This is a genomic window from Sulfurospirillum sp. HTRB-L1, from assembly GCF_059415125.1.
This window is the reverse complement of record NZ_JCAHZR010000003.1, coordinates 410,669-433,341: the sequence shown is the minus strand read 5'-3', so window position 1 is coordinate 433,341 and position 22,673 is coordinate 410,669. Positions and strand designations below refer to the sequence as shown.

At 44.9% G+C, this 22,673-nt stretch carries 28 protein-coding genes; 27 read left to right on the top strand and 1 reads right to left on the bottom strand.

The window, feature by feature from the left end; genetic code table 11:
• Nucleotides 1-186 precede the first annotated feature (186 nt).
• The gene (gene pyk, locus AC5SLM_RS07685) at nt 187-1,632 is read left to right on the top strand and encodes a pyruvate kinase (protein WP_495250355.1); all 1,446 of its coding nucleotides are present in this window, start codon (nt 187-189) and stop codon (nt 1,630-1,632) included.
• Nucleotides 1,633-1,663: 31 nt separating this feature from the next.
• On the opposite strand, the gene AC5SLM_RS07680 is transcribed toward pyk, so the two are convergent.
• Nucleotides 1,664-2,269, bottom strand: coding sequence for a c-type cytochrome (locus tag AC5SLM_RS07680; RefSeq protein WP_495250354.1), 606 nt, complete (start codon nt 2,267-2,269; stop codon nt 1,664-1,666).
• A 114-nt stretch (nt 2,270-2,383) separates the two neighbouring features.
• Here AC5SLM_RS07680 and AC5SLM_RS07675 point away from each other — a divergent pair, with 114 nt between their 5' ends.
• The 26 genes from AC5SLM_RS07675 (at nt 2,384) to AC5SLM_RS07550 (ending at nt 22,668) form a co-directional block, all read left to right on the top strand.
• Nucleotides 2,384-3,307, top strand: coding sequence for a methylenetetrahydrofolate reductase (locus AC5SLM_RS07675; RefSeq protein WP_495250353.1), 924 nt, complete (start codon nt 2,384-2,386; stop codon nt 3,305-3,307).
• Nucleotides 3,308-3,417: 110 nt separating this feature from the next.
• A complete protein-coding gene (rplU, locus tag AC5SLM_RS07670; RefSeq protein WP_495250352.1) occupies nt 3,418-3,726 on the top strand; it encodes a 50S ribosomal protein L21 in 309 nt (102 codons plus the stop codon).
• 9 nt (nt 3,727-3,735) lie between these two features.
• Entirely contained in the window at nt 3,736-3,990 is a 255-nt protein-coding gene (gene rpmA / locus AC5SLM_RS07665) for a 50S ribosomal protein L27 (protein WP_495250351.1), read from the top strand.
• A gap of 88 nt (nt 3,991-4,078) precedes the next feature.
• A complete protein-coding gene (gene obgE, locus AC5SLM_RS07660; RefSeq protein ID WP_495250350.1) occupies nt 4,079-5,188 on the top strand; it encodes a GTPase ObgE in 1,110 nt (369 codons plus the stop codon).
• On the top strand, nt 5,169-5,939 hold the full coding sequence (proB, locus tag AC5SLM_RS07655; protein ID WP_495250349.1) for a glutamate 5-kinase: 771 nt from the start codon (nt 5,169-5,171) through the stop codon (nt 5,937-5,939). The genes obgE and proB overlap by 20 nt, the downstream gene beginning before the upstream one ends.
• Nucleotides 5,939-6,856, top strand: a complete 918-nt coding sequence (fmt, locus tag AC5SLM_RS07650; RefSeq protein WP_495250348.1) for a methionyl-tRNA formyltransferase — start codon at nt 5,939-5,941, stop codon at nt 6,854-6,856. Before proB ends, fmt begins: the two co-directional genes overlap by 1 nt.
• Complete coding sequence (locus AC5SLM_RS07645; protein WP_495250347.1) at nt 6,837-7,472, top strand: biotin--[acetyl-CoA-carboxylase] ligase; 636 nt, start codon at nt 6,837-6,839, stop codon at nt 7,470-7,472. Before fmt ends, AC5SLM_RS07645 begins: the two co-directional genes overlap by 20 nt.
• Nucleotides 7,469-8,254 (top strand): ParA family protein, encoded by a 786-nt coding sequence (locus tag AC5SLM_RS07640; RefSeq protein ID WP_495250346.1) that lies wholly within the window; start codon nt 7,469-7,471, stop codon nt 8,252-8,254. The genes AC5SLM_RS07645 and AC5SLM_RS07640 overlap by 4 nt, the downstream gene beginning before the upstream one ends.
• A gap of 1 nt (nt 8,255) precedes the next feature.
• Nucleotides 8,256-9,119, top strand: coding sequence for a ParB/RepB/Spo0J family partition protein (locus AC5SLM_RS07635; protein ID WP_495250345.1), 864 nt, complete (start codon nt 8,256-8,258; stop codon nt 9,117-9,119).
• 113 nt (nt 9,120-9,232) lie between these two features.
• Entirely contained in the window at nt 9,233-9,655 is a 423-nt protein-coding gene (locus AC5SLM_RS07630; protein ID WP_495250344.1) for a FoF1 ATP synthase subunit B', read from the top strand.
• 16 nt (nt 9,656-9,671) lie between these two features.
• On the top strand, nt 9,672-10,187 hold the full coding sequence (locus tag AC5SLM_RS07625) for a F0F1 ATP synthase subunit B (protein ID WP_495250343.1): 516 nt from the start codon (nt 9,672-9,674) through the stop codon (nt 10,185-10,187).
• On the top strand, nt 10,187-10,717 hold the full coding sequence (locus AC5SLM_RS07620; RefSeq protein WP_495250342.1) for a F0F1 ATP synthase subunit delta: 531 nt from the start codon (nt 10,187-10,189) through the stop codon (nt 10,715-10,717). Before AC5SLM_RS07625 ends, AC5SLM_RS07620 begins: the two co-directional genes overlap by 1 nt.
• A gap of 30 nt (nt 10,718-10,747) precedes the next feature.
• The gene (atpA, locus tag AC5SLM_RS07615) at nt 10,748-12,253 is read left to right on the top strand and encodes a F0F1 ATP synthase subunit alpha (protein WP_495250341.1); all 1,506 of its coding nucleotides are present in this window, start codon (nt 10,748-10,750) and stop codon (nt 12,251-12,253) included.
• Nucleotides 12,254-12,262: 9 nt separating this feature from the next.
• Entirely contained in the window at nt 12,263-13,147 is an 885-nt protein-coding gene (gene atpG, locus AC5SLM_RS07610) for an ATP synthase F1 subunit gamma (protein WP_495250340.1), read from the top strand.
• A 32-nt stretch (nt 13,148-13,179) separates the two neighbouring features.
• Entirely contained in the window at nt 13,180-14,577 is a 1,398-nt protein-coding gene (atpD, locus tag AC5SLM_RS07605; protein ID WP_495250339.1) for a F0F1 ATP synthase subunit beta, read from the top strand.
• A gap of 21 nt (nt 14,578-14,598) precedes the next feature.
• The gene (gene atpC / locus AC5SLM_RS07600; RefSeq protein WP_495250338.1) at nt 14,599-14,988 is read left to right on the top strand and encodes an ATP synthase F1 subunit epsilon; all 390 of its coding nucleotides are present in this window, start codon (nt 14,599-14,601) and stop codon (nt 14,986-14,988) included.
• Nucleotides 14,988-15,602 (top strand): MotA/TolQ/ExbB proton channel family protein, encoded by a 615-nt coding sequence (locus AC5SLM_RS07595; RefSeq protein WP_495250337.1) that lies wholly within the window; start codon nt 14,988-14,990, stop codon nt 15,600-15,602. The genes atpC and AC5SLM_RS07595 overlap by 1 nt, the downstream gene beginning before the upstream one ends.
• Nucleotides 15,586-15,975 carry a biopolymer transporter ExbD gene (locus AC5SLM_RS07590; RefSeq protein ID WP_495250336.1) on the top strand — a complete coding sequence of 130 codons (390 nt, stop codon included), beginning with the start codon at nt 15,586-15,588 and terminating at the stop codon, nt 15,973-15,975. The genes AC5SLM_RS07595 and AC5SLM_RS07590 overlap by 17 nt, the downstream gene beginning before the upstream one ends.
• On the top strand, nt 15,976-16,725 hold the full coding sequence (locus AC5SLM_RS07585) for a TonB C-terminal domain-containing protein (RefSeq protein ID WP_495250335.1): 750 nt from the start codon (nt 15,976-15,978) through the stop codon (nt 16,723-16,725).
• A 2-nt stretch (nt 16,726-16,727) separates the two neighbouring features.
• A complete protein-coding gene (gene tolB / locus AC5SLM_RS07580; protein WP_495250334.1) occupies nt 16,728-17,996 on the top strand; it encodes a Tol-Pal system protein TolB in 1,269 nt (422 codons plus the stop codon).
• Between the two features lie 53 nt (nt 17,997-18,049).
• Nucleotides 18,050-18,592: a peptidoglycan-associated lipoprotein Pal gene (gene pal / locus AC5SLM_RS07575; RefSeq protein ID WP_495250333.1), complete on the top strand. Its 543-nt coding sequence runs from the start codon at nt 18,050-18,052 to the stop codon at nt 18,590-18,592.
• Between the two features lie 3 nt (nt 18,593-18,595).
• Nucleotides 18,596-19,519 carry a tetratricopeptide repeat protein gene (locus AC5SLM_RS07570; RefSeq protein WP_495250332.1) on the top strand — a complete coding sequence of 308 codons (924 nt, stop codon included), beginning with the start codon at nt 18,596-18,598 and terminating at the stop codon, nt 19,517-19,519.
• Nucleotides 19,520-19,639: 120 nt separating this feature from the next.
• Nucleotides 19,640-20,233: an FKBP-type peptidyl-prolyl cis-trans isomerase gene (locus AC5SLM_RS07565; protein WP_495250331.1), complete on the top strand. Its 594-nt coding sequence runs from the start codon at nt 19,640-19,642 to the stop codon at nt 20,231-20,233.
• Complete coding sequence (locus AC5SLM_RS07560; RefSeq protein ID WP_495250382.1) at nt 20,166-20,993, top strand: Fis family transcriptional regulator; 828 nt, start codon at nt 20,166-20,168, stop codon at nt 20,991-20,993. Before AC5SLM_RS07565 ends, AC5SLM_RS07560 begins: the two co-directional genes overlap by 68 nt.
• On the top strand, nt 20,990-21,913 hold the full coding sequence (gene fabD, locus AC5SLM_RS07555) for an ACP S-malonyltransferase (RefSeq protein ID WP_495250330.1): 924 nt from the start codon (nt 20,990-20,992) through the stop codon (nt 21,911-21,913). Before AC5SLM_RS07560 ends, fabD begins: the two co-directional genes overlap by 4 nt.
• Nucleotides 21,910-22,668: a nitrilase-related carbon-nitrogen hydrolase gene (locus tag AC5SLM_RS07550; RefSeq protein ID WP_495250329.1), complete on the top strand. Its 759-nt coding sequence runs from the start codon at nt 21,910-21,912 to the stop codon at nt 22,666-22,668. The genes fabD and AC5SLM_RS07550 overlap by 4 nt, the downstream gene beginning before the upstream one ends.
• Nucleotides 22,669-22,673 lie beyond the last annotated feature (5 nt).

Below are 22,673 nucleotides of genomic sequence, written 5' to 3'. Positions count from 1 at the left end.
GAATTCTCCTTTACATGTAGCGTAGATTATTGTAGCAAAAGGCGGTTACAAAAACGCAATGTTTACTATTTTTTAAACGAACATATGCTATTTTGTTACCTTTTAATCGCCCCTCTTACATGTAAGGGTTTTGTAATGCATCCGTGTTAAGATGGAGATTAAAGACACTCTTTTAGGAGCATCGCCATGGAAAAACGAACAAAAATTTTGGCCACCGTAGGCCCCGCAAGCGACAGCGTTGAGACACTCACTGGACTCATTCTAGCCGGTGTTAACGTGTTTAGGCTCAACTTCAGCCACGGCTCTCACGAGTACCACGAAGCCACGTTGGTGAAAATTCGCGAAGCAGAACAAAAAACAGGTAAAAAAGTCGGCGTCTTGCAAGATATTTGCGGCCCAAAAATTCGGGTAGGAAAACTTGAGTCTGAATTTTCTCTCAAAGAAGGGGACACCCTTGAGTTTGTGCGCGGAGAGATTGTAGGCAGGCAAAAGAGCGAAGGGGTGTACGAACTGAGCATTAACCAGCCTCAAATTCTCGCCTTGCTAAAGAAGGATGAGTACATCTACTTGTACGATGGAATGATTCGCACCAAAGTTCTCGAAGCGGGTGAGCGCGTGATTGCGCGGGTAGAAAATAGCGGCAAACTGGCGTCCAACAAGGGGGTCAATTTCCCTAACACCAAACTCAATATTGACGTGATTACCCCAAAAGATGAAAAAGACATGCTTTGGGCCATTGCCCATGAGATTGATTTTATCGCCATATCTTTTGTTCAACGCGCAGAAGATGTATTACGCGCACGGGAGATTATGCAAGCCAATGGGGGCAAGATTCAACTCTTTGCCAAAATTGAAAAATTTGACGCGGTGGAAAATATTGATGCTATTTTGGCAGTGAGCGATGGTTTGATGGTGGCAAGGGGAGACCTTGGCATCGAAGTGCCCTATTATAAAGTACCAAGCATCCAAAAACGCATTATCAGAAAAGCCAACGAAGCATCCAAGCCTGTTATCACAGCCACGCAGATGCTGTTGTCCATGGCGCAAAATGAAACGGCCACGCGCGCAGAAATCAGTGACGTTGCGAATGCCGTACTGGATGGAACGGACGCTGTGATGCTCTCCGAAGAGAGTGCTATTGGCAAAAACCCCATCAAAGTGGTAGAAACCATGGCCGCCACCATTAAAGAGACCGAAAGCGTGTACCCTTATGGCAAATTTGACAAGTTTGAATTCCTTGATGAAACAGACATGATTGCCTCTTCCACGGCCCGTTTGGCGGTGCAGTTGGGTGCGCGCGCGATTATGTCCCTCACGGGGTCTGGCCAGTCGGCAAAAAAAATGGCCAGATACCGCACCAATGTGGATATTTTTGCCGTAACTCATGATGAAAAAACAGCACGCTCGTTGACCATTGCTTGGGGAGTTGAGCCCATTATGACGGTGGAAAAAACAAGCCTAAACTTGATGCTAGCTACCGCGGTTAAAAAAGCGGTGAAATTGGGGTTCATAGACCACGACAAAACCTACGTGGCCACAGCAGGATACCCCACGGGAGTGGAAGGAAGCACGAACTACATTCGTATTTTGAAAAAAGACCAGATAGACTATTATATTGACATGGTGATGTAAGCGGGTAGGAGGCAGTCAATGCCTCCCTTGTTTACTCCTCTTTGCCGTAAAAAGCGGCGAGTTCTTCGATTTCTTCTTTGGTGAGACTCCGCACTTGTGTTTGCATCATCGCCTTCATCGCTCCACCATAAGTGTCGTTTTGGTACCCCAAAAGCGCTTCGGTGATGGCTTTGGGCGACATTTCATTCATAATCTTACTGCGTCCAAGGGCAACTTTTTCCCCTTTGTTTCCGTGACATGAAGCACAAGTTTGGGCTTTTGCGGGGGTGTTTTTTGTGGAGGCTTCAAGCATGGAGGCTGTGGTTTCAAGGGTTTCTTGAATTTTATCATTTCCCTCTTGCGCGGTTTGAGACAAGCGCTCAGAAAGTTCCCTGTTGGTTTCCTCTAACCGTTTGGCAACCTCTTCTTGGGCGGGTGTTAAGACTTGGGCAATTTGCTGTTCCAGCGCACGCTCTTCTTGAAGGGTGTTTTGTGGTTCGGGCAAGGTAGGTTCAGGTTGACTGGGTTCAGGTTGGCTTGGAGGAGTAATTTCTCGGGTGCTAGGTGTTGTCGGGGTGGGGTCGGCTGAGGTTTCTTTGTTGTCACAGCCGCTTAAGAGCAAGAGGCTGAGGAATAGCCCTGCAAGAGTGTGTTTCATTGTTTCTCCTTTTGATTCGTCGGTATAACTTAACACAGGTCATCTTAAAAACAAAGCAAAGCCAAGACTAAGCAAGGGCTAGTAAAATACGCCTCACATTGCGAGGAGAATAGGATGCTAGACCAAGAAATTCGTCAAAAAAAATCAGGTATTGTCTTGTACGGACTCACTCCTCCTAAAGCAAACAACACCCACGAAGAAGTGCAAGAGATTGCCGCGCGTCAATGCGCGAGGTTGGAAAAAAGCCCTATTAATGGGGTGGTGGTGTACGATTTGCAAGACGAAGCCGAGCGAACAGAGTGCGCACGCCCCTTTCCATTTTTAGAAACCATTGACCCCACGATGTACGCCACAACCTATTTGGATGCTTTGTCTGTACCCCCTGTTGTCTACCGCGCGGTAGGGAAGTACTCCAAGGCGCAAACCCGTGCATGGTTGGTCGCACACAATAGGCCCGAATGCTTAAGTGTCTTTGTGGGCGCTGCTTCACGCACCCAACAAGTTTCCCTTAGCATGCAAGAAGCCTATGCCCTCAAGCGAGAAGTTGCTCCCCATTTGCTCTTAGGGGGCATCGCCATCCCCGAACGCCACATGCAAAAACATGACGAACACGAGCGGGTCGTGCGTAAAGTAGAAGAAGGGTGCGCCTTTTTTGTCACCCAAGCGGTGTATGACCTTGAAGCCTCAAAGCGGTTTTTGGATGATTATGTAGCGCTTTCTCAGGCGAAAAATCTCCCTTTGGTTCCTATTATTTTTACCCTAACCCCTTGTGGTTCGGAAAAAACGCTGGCGTTTATGAAGTGGCTTGGTATTCATATCTCCCCCTTGCTTGAAGAGATGCTACTGGGTGCAAAAGAGATGCTAGAAGTTTCCATGGCGCACATGCGGTATGTGGCTAAAATGCTTTACATGTACGGCACATCCAAGGGTGTTCCTGTGGGGTTTAATGTTGAAAGTGTGGCGATTCGCAAGGCGGAAATCGAAGCGTCCATTGCCTTGATTGAGGATGTGAAGCAGATTGTTTTAAACAAGGCTTAATTTTTTTTTAGCTATTATGCGCCTCTTATATGCCATATAGGTGCCCCTAAATCTTTTTGAAACGGTTCAAAAAGTGCCCTGTGGTAATCCACGAGATGCAAGGATTAGCAATGTACGCTATCATCAAAAACGGCGGAAAGCAATACAAAGTGCAAGAGGGCGACTACCTAAATGTCGACAAACTTGACGCTTCCCCGAAGGATTTAATCGAGGTCACTGAAGTGCTAGCCATCAATAATGGCGCGCTCACGGTTGGAACACCATTTGTAGAAGGCGCCAAGGTTGAGCTTGAAGTGATTACTTCTGGCAAAGACAAAAAAGTCATCATTTACAAAAAGCGACGACGCAAAGACTCTAAACTTAAACGCGGTTTCCGCCGAGAGTTTACCCGAGTCAAAGTCGTAAAAATCGCTAGCTAAGGAGAAGAAATGGCTCATAAGAAAGGTCAAGGTAGTACCCAGAATAACCGAGACTCCGCTGGTCGTCGGCTTGGTGTGAAGAAATTTGGTGGAGAATTTGTACGAGCTGGTAACATTATCATCCGTCAGCGCGGCACAAAAACACATAAGGGCAGCAACGTAGGTATGGGCACTGACCATACAATTTATGCGTTGATTGACGGTTATGTAAAATTTGAACGCAAAGATCGCGACAGAAAAAAAGTCTCTGTTTACCCCGCATAGTTCACTTTCAATCGGGTAGGTACGTTACCTACCCCTCCTCGTTTTGTTTTCATAAATTTCGTTTCTTACATGTAAAAAAGGTAGACCCATGTTTATAGATACCGTTGAACTAACCCTGAGTGCTGGAAAAGGTGGCCCTGGCGCTGTTTCGTTTCGGCGAGAAAAACATGTCATTTTGGGTGGTCCTGATGGCGGTGATGGTGGTCGAGGTGGCGATATCATCTTGCACGTGGACAACAATACCCACACCCTCTCGCACTTCAAAGGAAAACGCGCCCTCAAAGCAAAAAATGGCGAACCTGGCATGGGACGAAATATGTATGGAAAAAAAGGCCAATCCCTAGAGGTGGTTGTTCCCCCTGGTACCCAAGTGATCGACCAAGAAACTGGCGATGTGTTGATGGACTTGGTGGAGCATGGCCAAAAGATTGTTTTCTTGGAAGGAGGCATGGGTGGCCTTGGTAACACGCACTTTAAAAATTCCGTCAACCAACGCCCCACGCACTCTCAGCCTGGAAAACCTGGCGAAACAAAAGCCATTCGTTTTGAGTTGAAACTCATCGCGGATGTGGGCTTGGTAGGATTCCCCAACGTGGGCAAATCCACTCTCATCTCAACCCTTTCAAACGCAACTCCTGAGATTGCAAATTATGAATTTACTACCCTTACGCCCAAGCTTGGTATGGTGAAGGTTGATGAATACGCTTCGTATGTGATGGCGGATATTCCTGGAATTATTGAAGGGGCGAGTGAGGGCAGGGGGCTTGGCTTGGAGTTTTTGCGCCATATTGAGCGCACGAAATGTTTGCTTTTTATGATTGACCTTGCCAATTACCGCCCGTTGATTGAGCAGTATGAAACCCTCAAAAAAGAGCTAGCCAACTACTCTTCGCGCCTTGCCACGTGTCACTTTGCTGTTGCACTAACACGGTACGATGGGGCGTATAGCGAAGACCTTGCTGGGGATATTGAAGCCTTTTTAATCCACCTTGGATTGAGTGTTTGTCCGCCAAAAGAGCGTTACAGGCTCACGGGAGAACTCCCCTCGTTTTTTCAAGATTACCATGCTTTTGAAAAAGAAAAACCCTATTTTGTGTTACCTCTTTCTTCGGTAACCCATGGCAATACGGAGGCGCTTCGGTATGCGCTTTCAGATTTAGTGCAAAAGGTACGAGACGATGAAGCGCGTTGTTGTTAAGGTTGGAACCCATGTGTTGAGTGAGCAAAATCACTTAAGCAAAGAGCGTATGTTTAACTTGGTAGAATTTTTAGTCGCCCTGATGGAGCGGTATGAGGTGATTTTGGTCTCTTCAGCTGCCATCGCAGCGGGGTACACGAAGCTCAAACTTGACAAAAGCATCTTGGGAAATCGCCAAGCCCTTGCGGCGATTGGCCAACCTTATTTGGTGGAAACCTACAATAAAAAACTTGCAACTTTTGGCAAAATGGGCGCGCAAGTACTTGTCACTGCGGAAGATTTTGATTCCAGAAAGCGCACCAAAAATGCACAAAATGTCGTCAATGCACTCATTGTCCAAGGGGTTTTACCCATTATTAATGAAAACGATGCAACGGCGACAGAAGAGATTGTCTTTGGCGACAATGACCAACTCTCCGCCCATGTGGCACACTATTTTGACGCCGATATATTGGTGATTTTGTCGGATATTGATGGCTATTACGACAAAGACCCACGCAAACATGCAGACGCGTCAATGCGAAAAATTGTGCACGAAATCAAAGAGGAAGAGTTGCACCTCCCTTTTTCACCGGGCACAGAATTTGCGACAGGGGGGATTGTCACCAAACTCAAAGCGGCAAATTTTTTACTGGAACGTGGCGGGTCGATGTTTATGGCTAGCGGGTTTGACTTGCGCGATGTGTATGCTTTTTTGCTTCATGAGCATCATGAAGGTGGAACCTTGTTTTGCCCCAGCGAGGGCGCGTGATGCGGGTTGTGTTTATGGGGACGCCTGAGTACGCTACGCGTATTCTTGAGGCCCTTTTGGCATGGGAAGGGGGTGAGGTTGTGGGTGTGCTGACGCAGCCTGATAAGCCCGCGGGGCGAAAAATGGAGCTCAAACCCCCTCATGTCAAAGAGTTTTTACACACCTTTGCTCCCTCTCTCCCTTTGTTTCAACCTGCTTCGTTAAAAACCCCTGACATTCAAGAAACCCTTCGTGCATTAGCGCCAGATGTTATCGTGGTGGCTGCTTATGGGCAATTATTGCCCCAGGCGGTGCTAGACATAGCCCCTTGTGTTAACTTGCACGCCTCTTTACTTCCAAAATACCGAGGGGCCAGCCCCATCCAAGCGGCAATTTTAGCAGGGGATGCTTACACAGGAGTGAGTGCAATGCTCATGGAGAAGGGGTTAGATACGGGAGCAGTGCTTGGGCTTGGGTATCTTCCTTTAAAGATAGACATGTCGGCCCCTGAGGTGTTTGAAGCCTTGGCTTCTTGCGCGGCCACGCTGACCTTGCGAACCCTTGAGCAATTAAATACCCTTGTCCCTCTTGTGCAACGCAACGCCCTTGCTTCCTATGCGCCTAAAATCTCAAAAACCGAAGGTTTGGTTGATTTTTCTCAAGAAAGCGTGGCGTTGTATCGGCGGTTTCAAGCCCTCACCCCATGGCCAGGTCTTTCATTGGCAAATGGCCTGAAACTTTTAACGCTTTCTTTAGAGTCGCCCACAGGCGATTACATTCCCGGAGAGATTCTTGCACTAGGCCAAGAAGGTGTTGTGATTGGGTGTGCAAAAGGAACATTGCGCATACACACGGTGCAAGCGCCTTCAAAAAAACCCTTACATGTAAAAGAATACCTTGCCGGAAAAAGGAGTGGCATTGGAGCGCTATTTTCTTGAAACGGTTCCCTCTACACACGCGTATGTTTTAGAGGGGCTTAAAGAAGGTATTTTGCATCCTCCTTTTGTGGTGCTTGCCAAAGAGCAAACCCAAGGTCAGGGAAGTCGAGGAAACCAGTGGGAAGGCGGAGAGGGAAACCTTTTTTTAACACTGTGTGTACTGGAGAAACATTTGCCCAATGATTTGTCTTTGGCTTCGGTTTCGGTCTATTTTGGAATGCTAGCAAAAGAAGTTTTGAAGGATGCGGGTTCGAAGGCATGGGTAAAATGGCCCAATGATATCTATGTGGGTGAAAAGAAAATCGGCGGCATTATGAGTGTGAAAACTGGGGAAAAGGTTGTTGTGTCTATGGGCATCAATCTTCAGGTCTCGCCCCCATCGTTTGGGGTTTTGGACGTGCCATTGTGTCCAAAAATATTTACACAAGCCTTGGTTGGCAAGATGTCTCCTTTGCCATCGTGGAAGAATATTTTTAGTAAATATAAGCTAGAATTCGAGCACAGCAAAATATCAACGTGTCATATTGGTGGAGAGAACGTCTCTTTGAAAGAGGCAATCTTGTGCGATGATGGTTCGATTCAGATTGGAAACAAAAAGGTGTACAGCTTACGATGAGTGAAACAATCGCAATTGCCAACCAGAAGGGTGGCGTAGGAAAAACAACCACGGCAGTAAACCTTGCAGCCTCTTTGGCTGTCGCTGAAAAGCGTGTGCTACTCATAGATATTGACCCGCAAGCCAATGCCACAACGGGCATGGGGTTTAGCCGCAACGATTATGAGTTCAATATTTACCACGTGCTTATAGGTCGTAAACGTTTGTCGCAAATTATCCTCAAAACCTCTCTCCCGACGCTGCATTTAGCCCCTTCAAATATTGGTTTAGTAGGTGTGGAAAAAGAATTTTACGACAACAAAACCAAAGGGCGAGAACTTATCCTAAAGACAAAAATCGAGGAAATTGCTGATCAGTATGATTATATTATCATCGATTCCCCGCCCGCACTTGGAAGCATTACTATTAATGCCCTTGGCGCAGCAAACTCCATCATTATTCCTATCCAATGCGAATTTTATGCCCTTGAAGGGTTAGCACAACTTTTAAACACGGTGAAGTTAATCAAAAAAACCATTAATCCAAAGCTGGAAATCAAAGGCTTTTTGCCGACCATGTTTAGCATTCAAAACAACCTCTCCAAGCAAGTCTTTGCCGATTTGAAGCAGCACTTTAAAAGCAAGCTCTTTTTGGACAAACAAGGGGGAGATTACGTGGTGATTCCTCGCAATGTGAAGTTAGCAGAATCTCCGAGTTTTGGAAAGCCTATTATTCTTTATGATATCAAATCGCCAGGGTCGCAAGCTTACCAAGACTTAGCCCAGTCGATTATGGTCAGTTAGTATGGCAAAAAAAGCACTAGGAAGAGGATTAGGGGCGATTATTGGAGATGTTGAAGATGCGTACAACCAAGAGCTAAATGGGCGCAATGCGGACTTGGTGCGGGAAATAGAGATTGAGTCTATTCGCCCTAATCCTTTTCAACCGCGTACCCATTTTGAAGAAACTGCCCTTGAGGAACTCTCAAAATCTATTAAAAAACACGGACTTTTACAACCTATCTTAGTTGTGGAAAAAGAAGATGGGTTTATGTTGCTTGCGGGGGAGCGCCGACTTCGCGCAAGTAAACTAGCAGGCGTTGAATACATTAAGGCGATTGTGGCGGATATTGCCTCGGAAAACCTTCGCGAACTTGCTCTTATTGAAAATATTCAACGCGAAAACCTTAACCCTGTTGAGCTTGCGAATGCCTACCATGAGCTCATTGAAGAGTACGCCATCACCCAAGAGGGGCTTTCTGAAATCATTCACAAGAGCCGCACCCAAATCACCAATACCTTGCGCTTGTTGACATTGAGTGAGCAGACCAAACGCTACATTAGCGAAGGTAAAATCTCCCAAGGCCATGCCAAAATTATTGTTGGACTAAAGCCCGAAGAGGAAGAAAAAATAGTGCAAACTATTTTGGGGCAAAAATTAAGTGTACGCGACACAGAAGCACTCATTAAGCGGATAAAAGAGGGAAAGCCTCCCGTTAAAAAAACCACTACCCCCGAAGCTTCAACCCTCTTGGTTTCCGCGAAAGAGCGCCTTCAAGGACTTGGGCTAAATGTGAAAGTTTCGCGCAATTCCCTTGCCATTGCCTTTAAAAACGAGAAGGAAATAGAAGACTTTTTGAAAAAAATGTCACAAATTGTGTCGCTTTAATGAAATTTTTTCTTTTGCTATGCTAGAATCCCGTCGACTTTACAAAGTGCTCAATACCAATCCATCGTATTTTGACTTTTGTCTTGGGTGTTTAACAATAAAGGAGTAAGCCTATGTTGGATATTAGTCCGGCCCTGTTATTGGTGGCAGTGGCTGTTTTTTTGGTGATGTTGATTTTGCTAAACAAGGTGCTGTATCGCCCCCTTTTAGCGTTTGTGCAAAACAGAGACAACTCAATTGCAAGCGACTATGAAAATGCTGGGAAAAATACTAGCGACATTGGCGCGTATCAAGAAGAAGCAGAACGTATTTTACGCGAAGCAAAGGTAGAAGCCGCAAAGATTCGTGCTGAAGTTATTCAAGAGTCTAAAGACGCCGCTTTGAAGAAAATAGAACAACGCAAAGCAGAACTTGAAGAAGAGTATGTTGCTTTTTTAGAAGGATTAGACAAAGAGCGGATAGAGTTAAAAAATGGTTTACTGGCGCAAATGCCTCTTTTTAAAGAGGGTGTTCAGGCCAAACTTAATCAAATTTAAAACAAGGAGACACAGCATGACATTGATACGATACTTTCTTCTGTTTATTGCCCCCGTTGCTTTGTTTGCAGCCGGTGGAGGCAGTGGAGAGTACGATATTGTACCCCGTACCATCAACTTTGCTATCTTTGCTGCAATACTTTACTATCTTTTAGCAGAACCACTAAAATCCGTCTACTTACAGCGCCTGAATGGAATTGCTGAGAGCCTAGATTCGATTCAGCAAAAGCTAAAAGAGTCAAAAGCAAAAAAAGAAGAGGCGCTTAGTCGGGTTGAAGAAGCCAAAGTTGCTGCAAAATCCCTTATTCAAACTTCTAAAAAAGAAGTTGAAATGTTAAAGCAAAAACTTCAAAAGGAACTTTCTTTTGAACTTGAAGGCCTTGACAAGTCTCACAATGAACAAGTCGAAATCGAAAGACGGCGCATGACGCGTGTGGCTGTTTCTGAAGTCATGGATGAGATTTTTAAAGGCGACTCAACAGCGCTTGATCGTGATAAGTTTGTGAATATTGTCTTGAAAAAGGTGGCCTAATGAGAGAGCTCGTAGCAAAGAAATACGTTAACGCCCTCATGCAAAGCCTTCGCGAAGATGAATTAGAAGCCTTTACTTCATCATTGCATCAGTTGTGCACGGCGTACGGCATAGCAAAGTTTCAAACAATCATTCAATCCTGTGAGGTTTCTGCTTCAAAAAAAGAAGAGTTACTTCTTTCTATGGTCTCCTCTCCAAGTCCAAAATTGATCAATTTAATCAAGCTACTTAGTGTCAATGACAGGCTCGCAATCTTGCCTGATATTGCACAAGGCCTTGATTATCAAGTCTCCATCAAGAAAAACAGTTTTGAAGGTTCGGTTGTGGGAATGTTTGAGCTCACACAAAAACAGTTAAACGAGCTTGAGGCAAGTTTTGGAAAAAGATTTGGCGCAACGATTCATCTGGCTTCTCGAAAAAGTGACTATCCGGGGATTAAGATTGAATTGGAAGACCTTGGGATTGAAGTAAGTTTTTCGGTTGAGAGATTAAAATCTCAACTTACAGAACACATATTAAAAGCAATATAAGAGCTAAGGAGTAATTACGTGGGAGCAAAAATGAAAGCTGATGAGATCAGCTCAATCATCAAAGAGCGGATCGAAAACTTTGATCTAAGTGTTGATGTGGAAGAGACGGGAAAGGTTCTCTCTACGGCGGATGGTGTTGCCAATGTGTACGGACTCAAAAATGTGATGGCTGGCGAGATGGTTGAGTTCGAAAACGGTGAAAGTGGCATGGCGTTAAACCTAGAAGAATCTAGTGTTGGTGTGGTTATTTTGGGTGGTGGCAAAGGCATCCAAGAGGGAACCTCTGTAAAACGACTTGGCAAATTGCTTCGCGTTCCTGTTGGGGATGCTATGATTGGCCGCGTGGTAAACCCACTGGGTGAGCCCATTGATGCAAAAGGTCCTATTGAAGCTTCTGAAACCCGTTTCGTTGAAGAAAAAGCACCAGGGATTATGGCGAGAAAATCAGTCCATGAGCCTTTGCAAACAGGTCTTAAAGCGATTGATGCCCTTGTGCCAATTGGCCGTGGACAGCGAGAGTTGATTATTGGGGACCGCCAAACAGGTAAGACAACCGTAGCAATTGATACAATCATCAACCAAAAAGGTCAAGATGTTGTCTGTATCTATGTTGCTATTGGTCAAAAGCAATCTACCGTTGCTCAAGTTGTTAAAAAACTTGAAGAACACGGTGCTATGGATTATACGATTGTTGTCAATGCGGGTGCAAGTGATTCTGCGGCCCTTCAGTTTTTAGCACCCTATGCAGGTGTTACCATGGGTGAATATTTTAGGGATAATTCACGACATGCACTTATTGTTTATGATGATCTTTCCAAGCATGCGGTTGCATACCGTGAAATGTCTCTTATTCTAAGACGCCCTCCGGGTCGTGAAGCGTATCCTGGGGATGTTTTTTACCTTCATTCCCGTTTGCTTGAGCGCGCGGCGAAAGTGAATGACGAACTAGGAGCGGGTTCACTAACAGCATTGCCTATTATCGAGACACAAGCTGGAGACGTTTCTGCCTACATTCCAACAAACGTTATTTCCATTACAGATGGACAGATTTTCCTTGAGTCTGACTTATTTAACTCAGGTATTCGTCCTGCGATTAACGTGGGTCTTTCTGTTTCTCGCGTTGGTGGTGCAGCACAAATTAAAGCCACCAAGCAAGTTTCAGGAACATTGCGACTTGACCTTGCCCAATACCGTGAGCTTCAAGCCTTTGCACAATTTGCAAGTGATTTGGACGAGTCCAGTCGAAAACAACTTGAGCGCGGTCAACGCATGGTTGAAATCCTTAAACAACCTCCTTATTCCCCGCTTCCTGTAGAAAAGCAGGTATTGTTGGTTTATGCTGGTTCAAGGGGTTACTTGGATGATATCGAAGTGAGCGAAGTGGGCGCATTTGAGGTAGAGCTTTATCCTTTCATTGAAGCAAAATACCCAGAGATTTTAGAGCAGATTCGAACCAAAAAGGTGCTCGACAAAGAGATTGAAGATTTACTATCAAAGGCATTAAACGAGTTTAAGACGACCTTTGTTGTAAAGTAAGGATGCTTCATGGCCAATTTAAAAGAGATTAAGAGAAAGATAAAAAGCGTTCAGAACACTCAGAAAACGACGCGTGCGATGAAGCTTGTGTCAACGGCCAAATTGCGAAAAGCGGAAGAGGTCGCAAAGCAATCGCGGGTGTATGCGGCAAAAATTAATGAAGTGTTGTCTGAAATCGCTTATAAAGTCAACCAATACAAGAGTGGGAATTTGGAGAGTCGCTTTTTTCAGCCTATTGAGCACCCTTCCAAGATTGACATTTTGTTTGTAACGGCCGACAAGGGATTGTGCGGCGGGTTTAACGTTCAAACAATTAAAGCAGTGCGCAACCTCCTTGAAGCCTATAAGGCCAAAAAAGTCAAAGTACGCCTTCGAGCCATTGGGCGCAAGGGAATTGAATTTTTCAATTTTCAAGGGGTTGAGCTGCTAAAAACATATGCAGGGGTAAGTTCTTCTCCTTCTTATGAAAAGGCACAAGAAATTATTAGTGATGCCATTGATGATTTTAGCAATGGCGTTACTGATGGGGTTATTTTGGTTCACAATGGGTACATGAACATGATTTCTCAAGAGTTGAAAATTAATGACATCGTTCCTGTTGAGCCGCCAGAGATTTCAAGCAATACAGCGCTTTCTCTCATGGAGTTTGAGCCAGCAGGGGAAGAGAAAATTCTTGAAGAGTTAATGCGAAAGTATTTTGAGTACAACATGTACTATGCCCTTGTTGATTCACTAGCTGCAGAGCACAGCGCACGAATGCAAGCAATGGACAGTGCAACAAAAAATGCAAAAGAACGTGTTGAAGCGTTAAATATTGCTTACAACAAAGCAAGGCAAGAATCTATCACCACTGAGCTTATTGAGATTATCAGTGGTGTCGAGTCGATGAAGTAAATGCAGAGTGAATTATTAAAGGAGAGCGTTCAATGAATGGAGTTATAAGCCAGATCATGGGTCCGGTGGTCGATGTTGATTTTAGCGGCTATCTTCCGCAAATCAACGAAGCTATCGTCGTAAATTATGAAGTAGAGGGCAAGCCAGCAAAGCTTGTCTTGGAGGTGGCAGCGCACCTAGGTGATGGCCGTGTTAGAACCATTGCCATGGACATGAGCGAAGGTCTTACGCGCGGTCTTGTAGCCGTTGCTCAGGGCAGTCCTATTCAAGTACCTGTTGGCGAAAAGGTATTGGGTCGTATCTTGAATGTCATTGGCGAAGTCATTGACGAAGGTGAAGCGATTGAGACAGAAGTAAAGTGGTCAATTCACCGCGATCCTCCTCTTTTTGAAGAGCAAAGCACTAAGTCTGAAATCTTTGAAACAGGTATTAAGGTTGTTGACCTTTTGGCCCCGTATTCCAAGGGCGGAAAAGTTGGCTTGTTCGGCGGCGCGGGTGTTGGTAAGACGGTTATCATTATGGAACTTATCCACAACGTTGCCTTTAAACACAGTGGTTATTCTGTTTTTGCAGGGGTAGGTGAGCGAACCCGTGAGGGAAATGACCTTTACCATGAAATGAAAGATTCGAACGTCTTGGATAAAGTAGCCTTGTGCTATGGCCAAATGAACGAACCACCAGGGGCACGTAACCGCATCGCATTGACTGGTCTGACTATGGCAGAATATTTTAGAGATGAAATGGGACTAGACGTGTTGATGTTTATTGACAATATTTTCCGATTTTCACAATCTGGTGCAGAGATGTCCGCACTTCTTGGCCGTATTCCTTCAGCGGTTGGGTACCAACCCACTCTCGCAAGTGAAATGGGACGCTTCCAAGAGCGTATTACATCCACCAAGAAAGGTTCAATCACTTCTGTTCAGGCCGTTTATGTTCCTGCGGACGACTTGACGGACCCCGCACCTGCAACGGTTTTTGCGCACCTTGATGCGACAACGGTACTTAACCGTTCTATCGCTGAAAAAGGGATTTATCCTGCGGTTGACCCCTTGGATTCAAGTTCACGTATGCTTGATCCCCAGATTTTGGGTGAAGACCACTATCAAGTGGCACGTGGCGTGCAAGCAGTGCTTCAAAAGTACAAAGATTTGCAAGACATCATCGCCATTTTGGGTATGGATGAGCTTAGCGAAGAAGACAAATTGGTTGTTGATCGTGCACGTAAGATTGAAAAATTCCTTTCCCAACCTTTCTTTGTTGCGGAGGTTTTCACGGGAAGTCCTGGCAAGTATGTTACCTTGGAAGAATCCATTGCTGGCTTTAAGGGAATTTTAGAGGGCAAGTACGATGATATGCCTGAAAATGCATTTTACATGGTAGGCAATATTGATGAAGCGATTGCCAAAGCGGAAAAACTCAAAGGCTAATTTCGCCTTAAGGATGACAGCATGAGTACATTAAAATTAGAAGTTGTTACCCCGCTTGGACTCATCTTTTCTAACGATGTAAAAGCGGTAACTCTTCCAGGAACCGAGGGCGAGTTTGGTATTTTACCAGGCCACGCCTCGTTCATTTCTATGTTAAAAGCAGGCGTGATGGACATTGAACTTGAAGATGGCAAACATGACGTGGTTGCTGTTAATTGGGGATATGTAAAAGTCGATGAGGAAAAGGTCATTGTGTTGGCCGATGGGGCTGTTGCGGTCCATGGAAGCAGTGAGAGCGAAATTGCTGCTTCTTTGGAGAGCGCCACCAAGCTGATTGAGAGCATGGGTGATTCAGATGTCGCCATTGCTATGGCAAAAGCTAAAATTGAGAGCATCGCAAGATCCCGTTGATGAACATGACTTCTGTTGATGTGTTTTTAAATTATATTTTACGTAGCAATGTGGTTACGTGGGCGGTTTTAGTCTGGCTTTCGGTTTATTTTATTACAACATTTACCATTCTTTTTGCCAGATGGACCCAGCTCTCGGATTGGGAAAAGCGCGAACATGCTTCACTGGAGTCCATTATGATGGGCTCCAAGAATGTTAGAGATGACTCCATTTTAAGGCGTTGTACCTCTTCGGTTTCCCATTCGCCTGAGATGTTGAAAGTCTGTAAAAACGTAGCAGAAAAAAATGCTACGGTTGGTCTTTCATGGCTTTCGGTGATTGCTTCAACCTCTCCTTTTATTGGTTTATTCGGAACGGTTGTCTCCATTTTGGAAACGTTTGGAAAACTTGGTAGTGCCGCAAGTGCCTCTTTGGGCGTTATCGCTCCTGCTATTAGTGAAGCATTGATTGTAACGGCTGCGGGTATTTTTGTTGCCATTCCTGCTTATTCATTTCACATTTTATTGAAACGCAAAGCGTATGAGGTTTTAAGTCTTGTGGAGCGTCAAGCAGAAATAGTTGCTTCAAAGGCAAAAGCTCATGGGCCAAAGAGTGAGCATGATCAACTGGGATGAAACACCTGATTTAAATATCACACCTTTGGTGGATGTTATGCTTGTTTTGCTGGCAATCTTAATGGTGACAACGCCAGCATTGGTTTATGAGGAAAATATTTCACTGCCTGATGGCTCTCAAAAAGTGGCTGTTAGCCAACTTCCAGAAATTGAAATACGTGCCGATGCTAATCGAAAGATTTTTATTAAAAATGATGCCTATTCTTATGCCTCATTTGCAGATAATTTTGTTTTGTTTGGGCAAGGATTTAGTAAAGATACGCCAGTGTATATCAAGGCAGACAAGCGTCTTTTTTATGAAGACGTCATGTATATTTTAAAGAGTGTGAAAGAAGCGGGATTTCATAAGGTAGCCTTGGAAACTGGTGGCTAGATGCAGTGTGCCCCCAAAGAAAATAGTGTTATAGCATTTTTTGCTGCTCTAGCCTTGTATGTTGGAATTATTGCAGGGATGATTGCCTACATGGCGAGCAATCAAGAGTGGGTGCAGCGTTTTTCATCAAAAAAAGATAATTTTTTGGATATCACGCTAATAGAGCGCCCAAAGCAAGAACAACAGACAAAACAAGCACCAAGTGTTTCCAAGCCCCTTGAGCAAAAAACACCTCCACCCACCCTTACCCAGCCTAAGCCAACCCCTCCCAAAGAGGCCAATGTGCGGGACTTATTTCGGGGAATTGACAGTGCCAAACTTGCAGAGCCCAAACCTATTCCTGTACCCCAACCCAAAGCACAAAGTCGCGCACAACAAGAAAAAACCCAAGCACCCACCCCGCCTTTAAACACCGCAAGTAAATTAGTGGGTTCGTTGACGTTTGAAAGTGCTGCAACGGCTTCGAGTTCAACAGGGGTATATAATGAATACTTGGGTAAAATTACCGAGCTTCTTGAAGGGTATTGGCAACAAACCATCGATACTGTTTCGGGGGCTGAAGCGAGTGTGCGTGTGACGATTGATCGTCAAGGTGTATTTAGTTATTCTATAGTTAGACTGTCCTATAATAATGCTTTTAATGCGAAACTGCGCGACTTTCTAGAGCGCATGAAGTCGGTCTCCTTCCCTCCGTATGCGGAAGGGGATTCAACCAGCCTGAATGTAATGTTTAAAGATTTGATGGAGTGATGATGAAAAAACTTGTTGTGTTATTGGCGTGTGTGGTGGGACTGTTTGCTTCTGATGCAACGGTGGAAATCGTAAAGCGCCTTGAGAGACTTCCTGTGGTTGCCTTACAAGATGCAAGTGCGGATGATGTAGACGCAGGGCTTAAGCGACGTTTTTTCCAAATGCTTGTTGGGGATTTGAAAGTAAGTGCCAACTTTGAAGTGATAGACGAGTATGTAAAAAGTAACTACGGAGGTGACTATCGTATCAGTCACACCACTCAAAAAGTTCCCGATTTGGTGCTTAGGTACAAGCTTGAACTCTCCCATGGCGGAGAAATTTTAGCGCGGGCCAAGGTAATTAACGGGGCAACAGGAACGGTGCGTAGTGAACGAAGTTATAAGATTGGGCAGCCTGAACGCTATCCTTTTTTAGCCCACCGCATGGTGGTTGAGTTTAATGAGGGGCTGGGGCTTCCTTCTGTTGCTTGGATGGAACGGTTTATTATTTTTTCCAAATATACGACGCCAAAGCAGAGCGAAATCGTAATCGCAGATTATACGTTGACGTTTCAACAAACGGTGATTACGGGCGGATTAAATATTTTCCCCAAATGGGCCGATGGGCGCCAATCAGGGTTTTATTATTCTGATTATGCGGCAAAAACACCTACCTTGTATCATGTCAATCTCTCCACGGGTCGCCGCACGTATATTGCTCAAAGCCAAGGCATGATGATGGCTTCTGATGTTAGTCGGGACGGAAACAGACTTTTGTTAACAATGGCACCAAGCGATCAGCCTGATGTTTACATGTACCATACCCAAACCAAACATCTGGAGCGTTTAACCACCTATTCGGGCATTGATGTAAGTGCAGGGTTTATTGACAATGAATCACGTATTGTCTTTGTGTCTGACAGGCTTGGATACCCCAATATTTTCTCAAAAACAATTGGCCACTCTAGCGTTGAACAGATGGTATACCACGGGAGAAATAACAATTCCGTATCCGCATTTGATCGGTACATCGTCTATTCAAGCCGAGAAAAATCCAGTGAGTTTGGCTCGGGAACGTTTAATCTTTATCTCATTTCCACGCAAACAGATTTTATTCGTCAGTTGACGGCGACGGGAAAAAATCTATTTCCTCGTTTTTCAAACGATGGGGAGAGTATTTTGTTTATCAAAGAATACGGAGCACAGAGTGCCCTTGGCATTATTCGCCTTGGTGCAAATAAAAGCTTTCATTTCCCCTTGAAAGCGGGTCATATTCAGTCTATCGATTGGTAATTTAAAGAAAAAATATGCTAGAATGCGCACAATCTTATTTCAAAGGTGAAAAAATGAAACATTTAGTCGTAGCCTCGTTAGCAACATTGATGTTGGTGTTTACAGGATGTAGCCAAAAAAGCCCTCAAGTAGACATGACACAAAGCACAACAACACCAAAAACTGTTGATTCAAAAATGGACAGCATTTCTGGTATCGATGCTACTAAAGTAGATACCGGGTCTGAGGCGGTCGCAAAATTGATTGCTGATCTTGAGCAAAAAGCAGGAAAAGTTTACTTTGATTTTGACAAGTACGACATTCGTCCTGATATGCAAAAAGTGGTAGAAGCGAATGCTGCCTTGTTTAAACAAGCCAATGCAGCGGGTTTGTCTATCAAAGTAGAAGGTAACTGCGACGAATGGGGAACAGACGAGTATAACTACGCATTGGGCCTTAAGCGCGCCAAAGCAGTTAAAGACGCTTTGATCGCCCAAGGTGTTCCAAGTGAGCGTGTAATGGTAGTAAGTTTTGGTGAAAGCAACCCTGTTTGTTCAGAAAGCAACAAGCAGTGCTGGGACCAAAATCGACGTGCAGAATTTAAACTTCTTCCCTAATTAATGCGTTTCAATTTTTCTAAGGCGGCTCTTTTCTTTTGGGCCGCCCCTCTTCTTTTTGCAGCCGAAGTCTCTGTTTTTGAAGCGGGTAACTTGCGAAGTGCGACACCCTATGGGTTGACTCAAAATGAAAAGTTACTCCTTGAAAAAACCCAAGAAGTCGATAAACTCAGTCGTGATTTGGCGGGTGTTCGAAACGAATTTAACACCATTAAAGAACAAATGGAAGGTGTGCGTTCGGTATTGGACGGAACCAATACACGCGTGGGCCGAAGTGATGGGGATATGCGAGCACTTGAGGGTAGACTTGCTACACTTGAGGCTACTGTGGCGCAAGTGAGCGACCAACTCCTTTCTTTTCAAGCAGCACTCCAAGAGCATAAAACCATCCAAGAAACCAATAATGAACGTCTACGTGTTGTTTTGGGTGAAATGAGTTCATTGATTGATTCTATCAACAACAACTACGCCAGTAAAAGTGCGCTAAATGCACTCATAGAGCGCGTTGATGGAATGGAAAATAAAAAAACACCTCCTCCTGCCGCCGCTACTTCTAGCACTTCTTCCCTTGAGGCAAAGCCAGGTGCTGAGCTTATGCAAGAAGCGTTAAATTTCTTCAATGCGGGTAGTTTGGATGAAGCTTGGGTCCGGTACGATATCTTGGTCAAAAAGAACTACATGCCTGCGCGTAGCAACTACTTTTTGGGTGAAATCGCTTACAAAAAACAACAATGGAAAACGGCAATTGGGCACTTTAAAATCAGTATTGATTTGTACGATAAGGCAGACTATATTCCGCGTTTGTTATACCACACCGCAATCAGTTTTGATAAGAGTGGAGAGCCTGCCAATGCAGCTCCTTTTTACCGCGCACTCAAGACAAATTACCCAGACTCCAAAGAGGCGCAAGCTTCCCCAAACCGTTAGTTAGCACTTGCGCCTAGGGACTAAAACTCTTCTCTTAAATCCTCTTTACATGTAAGCACTAAGCGTCACTAAAACAAACCTGTGTTAGAATCTCCCCTTACTTTTAACAAGGAGACCTTAATGGCTATTGAGCAAAACAGTGTCGTCTCTATGCATTATGAACTTAAAGATGTTCAAAATGGTGAAGTTTTAGACTCCAATCTTGGATCTGCGCCCTTATCTTTTATTTTAGGAAAAGGACATATCATTTCTGGACTTGAAGCTGAAATTGCCAAACTTGCAGAGGGCGAAAACGCAGAAATTACAGTTGCAGCAGCGGATGCGTATGGCGAATATGATGCTGAGGCAATCCAAACACTTCCTAAAGAACAATTTGCTGGTATTGAGTTGTTTGAAGGCATGACCCTTTATGGACAAGGCGAGCACGGACAAACGGTGCAAGTGACTGTCAAGGGTTTTGATGATGAAAATGTTGATGTAGATTTTAACCACCCCCTTGCAGGGAAAGACTTGGCCTTCGCTGTTTCTATTGCCGAAGTGCGCGAAGCAACCGCTGATGAGCTTGCTTCTGGCGTGGTTGGCGGTAGTGCAGCTGGCGGATGTTGCGGTGGAACAGGTGGTTGTGGAAGCCACACACATTCCCACGATGACGATGATGAATGCTGCGGAAGTCATGGAAAAGACCATGGCGGAAGTTGTTGTGGAACACACTAATTTTATTGCCCGATCACGAGCCTCCTTGGAGGCTCTAAAGTCGGCGAACCTTCTTAAAAGCCTCAATATCAACGCCTTGATATTGGGCGAGCAAGGCGTTGGGAAAACAACGTTGGCAACCCATATTGTGCAAGCTCCTGTTGTGCTTGGTGAAAACGCGCACGAAGTCCTCAAGGCAGTGGAATCCAATCCAAAATTGATTGTAAAAAATTTCGATAAGTTAGGGCAGTTTCACTTGCTAAAAGAGATGCTCTCCAAACACAATACGCGTATCATTGCCACCACTTCTGGAACATTGAGCGAAACCTTGGTGGATGAGTTTTTTAGTTTAAAAATTACCCTCACACCCTTAAGGGAGCGACCCGAAGACGTTGGCCCCTTGGTAGATAAATTTTTTCTAGAAATTCGTAAAGTTTTTAATGCCAATGAAAGCCAGCGGATTTTTTTAAAGGATTTTGTGCCAGATTTAAGTGAAAACGGGTACTCCCTGCGACGTTCTGTTTACACCTCCTTTTTGGCGAGCTCTTTTGGGGAAACTGAAATCCTTTTAATGATGCAAAACTATTTGAAAAAAAAGATTGGTAGCGGCAACGACTACCGTGATTTGTTGTATTTGTTTGATGTTCCGTTGATTAAATCAGGCTACGATGCCTTTGGTTCGCAATTGGCCATGGCTGAAAAATTTGGACTCAACCGCAACACCTTGCGTAAAAAAATCACTGAGTATGGGCACTACCTTGAAGGGAAGGAAAAAAAGTGAAAACAGCCTTTATATTTCCTGGACAAGGAAGCCAAAGCATTGGGATGGGAAAAGATTTTTACGACAATAGCCCTTTGGCACAAAGGATGGTTGAAGAAGCGAGTGATGTGCTAGGGTGGGACATGAAAGCCCTTCTTTTTGAGCCCAATGACCGTTTGGAGCAAACCCAATACACCCAGCCAGCCATTTTCTTAGTGAGCGCCATTGCCTACGCACTGTACAAAGAACGGGTGCCTAAGGCCCCTGTTCTTACCCTTGGGCACTCCTTGGGCGAATTTTTATCCTTACATGTAACAGGTGCCTTGCCTTTGCATGAAGGGGTGGCTTTGGTGCATACGCGTGGCAGACTCATGATGGAAGCATGTGCGAAAGAAGCGGTGGGTATGATGGCCGTTTTGGGCTTGGAAGACATGGATGTTGAATCTATTTGCGCCCGTGCTAGAGAAGAGGGCAAACGTGTTTGGCCCGCAAATTATAACAGCACAGGGCAAATTGTGGTAGCAGGCAGTAAAGAAGACCTTGTGGCATTGGAAGGGGTTTTTAAAGAAGCAGGCGCAAAACGTGCGTTGCTTTTGGCTATGTCCGTTGCTAGTCACTGTCCGTTATTAGAGAGTGTGGGCGAACCACTCCTTGCTTCGATGCAAAAAGCCCTAGGCACAACCTTTGTAACACCTGTTGTCTCAAACGTGACGGCAAAAACCTACCAGAGCAAAGAAGAGGCCTTGAGTCTTTTAAAAGAACAGTTGACCATGCCTGTAAAGTACAAACAATCTATCGAGGCGTATGATGCGCACGTGGAGTGTTATGTGGAGTTTGGTGGGGCGGTGCTAAAAGGGTTAAATCGACGCATTACCCAAAAACCCACCCATGCAATCACGGACATGCTCTCCTTAGACCAGGCGGCACAAGCACAGCAATGAAGGTCGCATTAGCGCAAATCTCTCCCGTGTTGTCGCGCCACAACGAAGCCTTACATGTAAAGCATGTGCGGGCCTGTGAAGATGCGTGTGATGTTTTGGTTTTTCCAGAACTCTCTTTAAACGGATACACCCTAAAAGATGCTGTTTTTGAGGATGCCTACACGTACGAAGAACTCACAAATCTTCCTTTTATAAACGCAGCGTGCGATGTGGTCTTTGGGTGTGTTTTTAAAGAGCACCATAAAATTTACAATGCAGCGGTATACGCGCGAACTTCTGGCGAAATCGTGGTTTATAAAAAAAGTACCTTACCCAATTACGGGCTTTTTCAAGAGGCGCGCTTCTTTTTCCCCGGAGAAGGTATCGCTCCTTTTGAGTCGGTTTTGGGCAAAACCGTGATGGCCGTGTGTGAGGATTTGTTTGACGCCTCCTTTGTAGCTTCTGTTGCTAGGGCGAACCCAGATGCCGTGTTGGTTCTTTCTAACTCTCCTGCGCGGGGCTTTGGAGAAAAACTGGCCATTCAAGAAACATGGGAAAAGCTTTTAAGCGCTTGTGCCATCTACTGCAGGGCACATGTGATTTTTGTGAACCGTGTTGGCTTTGAAGATGGGTTGGGGTTTTGGGGCGGGTCGTGCGTGATGGACCCTTCGGGAAATATTCTCGCCCAAGCGCCTTTGTTTACTCCAGAATGTTTACATGTAAGGCTTGATTCAACCCTCTCGAGTGTTCAAAAATACCACCTACGTTACACCTAAGGAAA

Excerpts from the sequence above, each read along its gene's own strand:
- proB (WP_495250349.1), top strand. The coding sequence starts at position 5,169 with ATGAAGCGCGTTGTTGTTAAGGTTGGAACCCATGTGTTGAGTGAGCAA.
- AC5SLM_RS07595 (WP_495250337.1), top strand. The coding sequence starts at position 14,988 with ATGAACATGACTTCTGTTGATGTGTTTTTAAATTATATTTTACGTAGC.
- AC5SLM_RS07675 (WP_495250353.1), top strand. The coding sequence starts at position 2,384 with ATGCTAGACCAAGAAATTCGTCAAAAAAAATCAGGTATTGTCTTGTAC.
- atpC (WP_495250338.1), top strand. The coding sequence starts at position 14,599 with ATGAGTACATTAAAATTAGAAGTTGTTACCCCGCTTGGACTCATCTTT.
- pyk (WP_495250355.1), top strand. The coding sequence starts at position 187 with ATGGAAAAACGAACAAAAATTTTGGCCACCGTAGGCCCCGCAAGCGAC.
- obgE (WP_495250350.1), top strand. The coding sequence starts at position 4,079 with ATGTTTATAGATACCGTTGAACTAACCCTGAGTGCTGGAAAAGGTGGC.
- AC5SLM_RS07590 (WP_495250336.1), top strand. The coding sequence starts at position 15,586 with ATGATCAACTGGGATGAAACACCTGATTTAAATATCACACCTTTGGTG.
- AC5SLM_RS07620 (WP_495250342.1), top strand. The coding sequence starts at position 10,187 with ATGAGAGAGCTCGTAGCAAAGAAATACGTTAACGCCCTCATGCAAAGC.
- rplU (WP_495250352.1), top strand. The coding sequence starts at position 3,418 with ATGTACGCTATCATCAAAAACGGCGGAAAGCAATACAAAGTGCAAGAG.
- AC5SLM_RS07585 (WP_495250335.1), top strand. The coding sequence starts at position 15,976 with ATGCAGTGTGCCCCCAAAGAAAATAGTGTTATAGCATTTTTTGCTGCT.
- AC5SLM_RS07635 (WP_495250345.1), top strand. The coding sequence starts at position 8,256 with ATGGCAAAAAAAGCACTAGGAAGAGGATTAGGGGCGATTATTGGAGAT.
- AC5SLM_RS07560 (WP_495250382.1), top strand. The coding sequence starts at position 20,166 with ATGACGATGATGAATGCTGCGGAAGTCATGGAAAAGACCATGGCGGAA.
- AC5SLM_RS07550 (WP_495250329.1), top strand. The coding sequence starts at position 21,910 with ATGAAGGTCGCATTAGCGCAAATCTCTCCCGTGTTGTCGCGCCACAAC.
- AC5SLM_RS07565 (WP_495250331.1), top strand. The coding sequence starts at position 19,640 with ATGGCTATTGAGCAAAACAGTGTCGTCTCTATGCATTATGAACTTAAA.
- atpA (WP_495250341.1), top strand. The coding sequence starts at position 10,748 with ATGAAAGCTGATGAGATCAGCTCAATCATCAAAGAGCGGATCGAAAAC.
- pal (WP_495250333.1), top strand. The coding sequence starts at position 18,050 with ATGAAACATTTAGTCGTAGCCTCGTTAGCAACATTGATGTTGGTGTTT.
- atpG (WP_495250340.1), top strand. The coding sequence starts at position 12,263 with ATGGCCAATTTAAAAGAGATTAAGAGAAAGATAAAAAGCGTTCAGAAC.
- AC5SLM_RS07630 (WP_495250344.1), top strand. The coding sequence starts at position 9,233 with ATGTTGGATATTAGTCCGGCCCTGTTATTGGTGGCAGTGGCTGTTTTT.
- rpmA (WP_495250351.1), top strand. The coding sequence starts at position 3,736 with ATGGCTCATAAGAAAGGTCAAGGTAGTACCCAGAATAACCGAGACTCC.
- fmt (WP_495250348.1), top strand. The coding sequence starts at position 5,939 with ATGCGGGTTGTGTTTATGGGGACGCCTGAGTACGCTACGCGTATTCTT.
- AC5SLM_RS07570 (WP_495250332.1), top strand. The coding sequence starts at position 18,596 with ATGCGTTTCAATTTTTCTAAGGCGGCTCTTTTCTTTTGGGCCGCCCCT.
- tolB (WP_495250334.1), top strand. The coding sequence starts at position 16,728 with ATGAAAAAACTTGTTGTGTTATTGGCGTGTGTGGTGGGACTGTTTGCT.
- AC5SLM_RS07640 (WP_495250346.1), top strand. The coding sequence starts at position 7,469 with ATGAGTGAAACAATCGCAATTGCCAACCAGAAGGGTGGCGTAGGAAAA.
- AC5SLM_RS07680 (WP_495250354.1), bottom strand. The coding sequence starts at position 2,269 with ATGAAACACACTCTTGCAGGGCTATTCCTCAGCCTCTTGCTCTTAAGC.
- AC5SLM_RS07625 (WP_495250343.1), top strand. The coding sequence starts at position 9,672 with ATGACATTGATACGATACTTTCTTCTGTTTATTGCCCCCGTTGCTTTG.
- atpD (WP_495250339.1), top strand. The coding sequence starts at position 13,180 with ATGAATGGAGTTATAAGCCAGATCATGGGTCCGGTGGTCGATGTTGAT.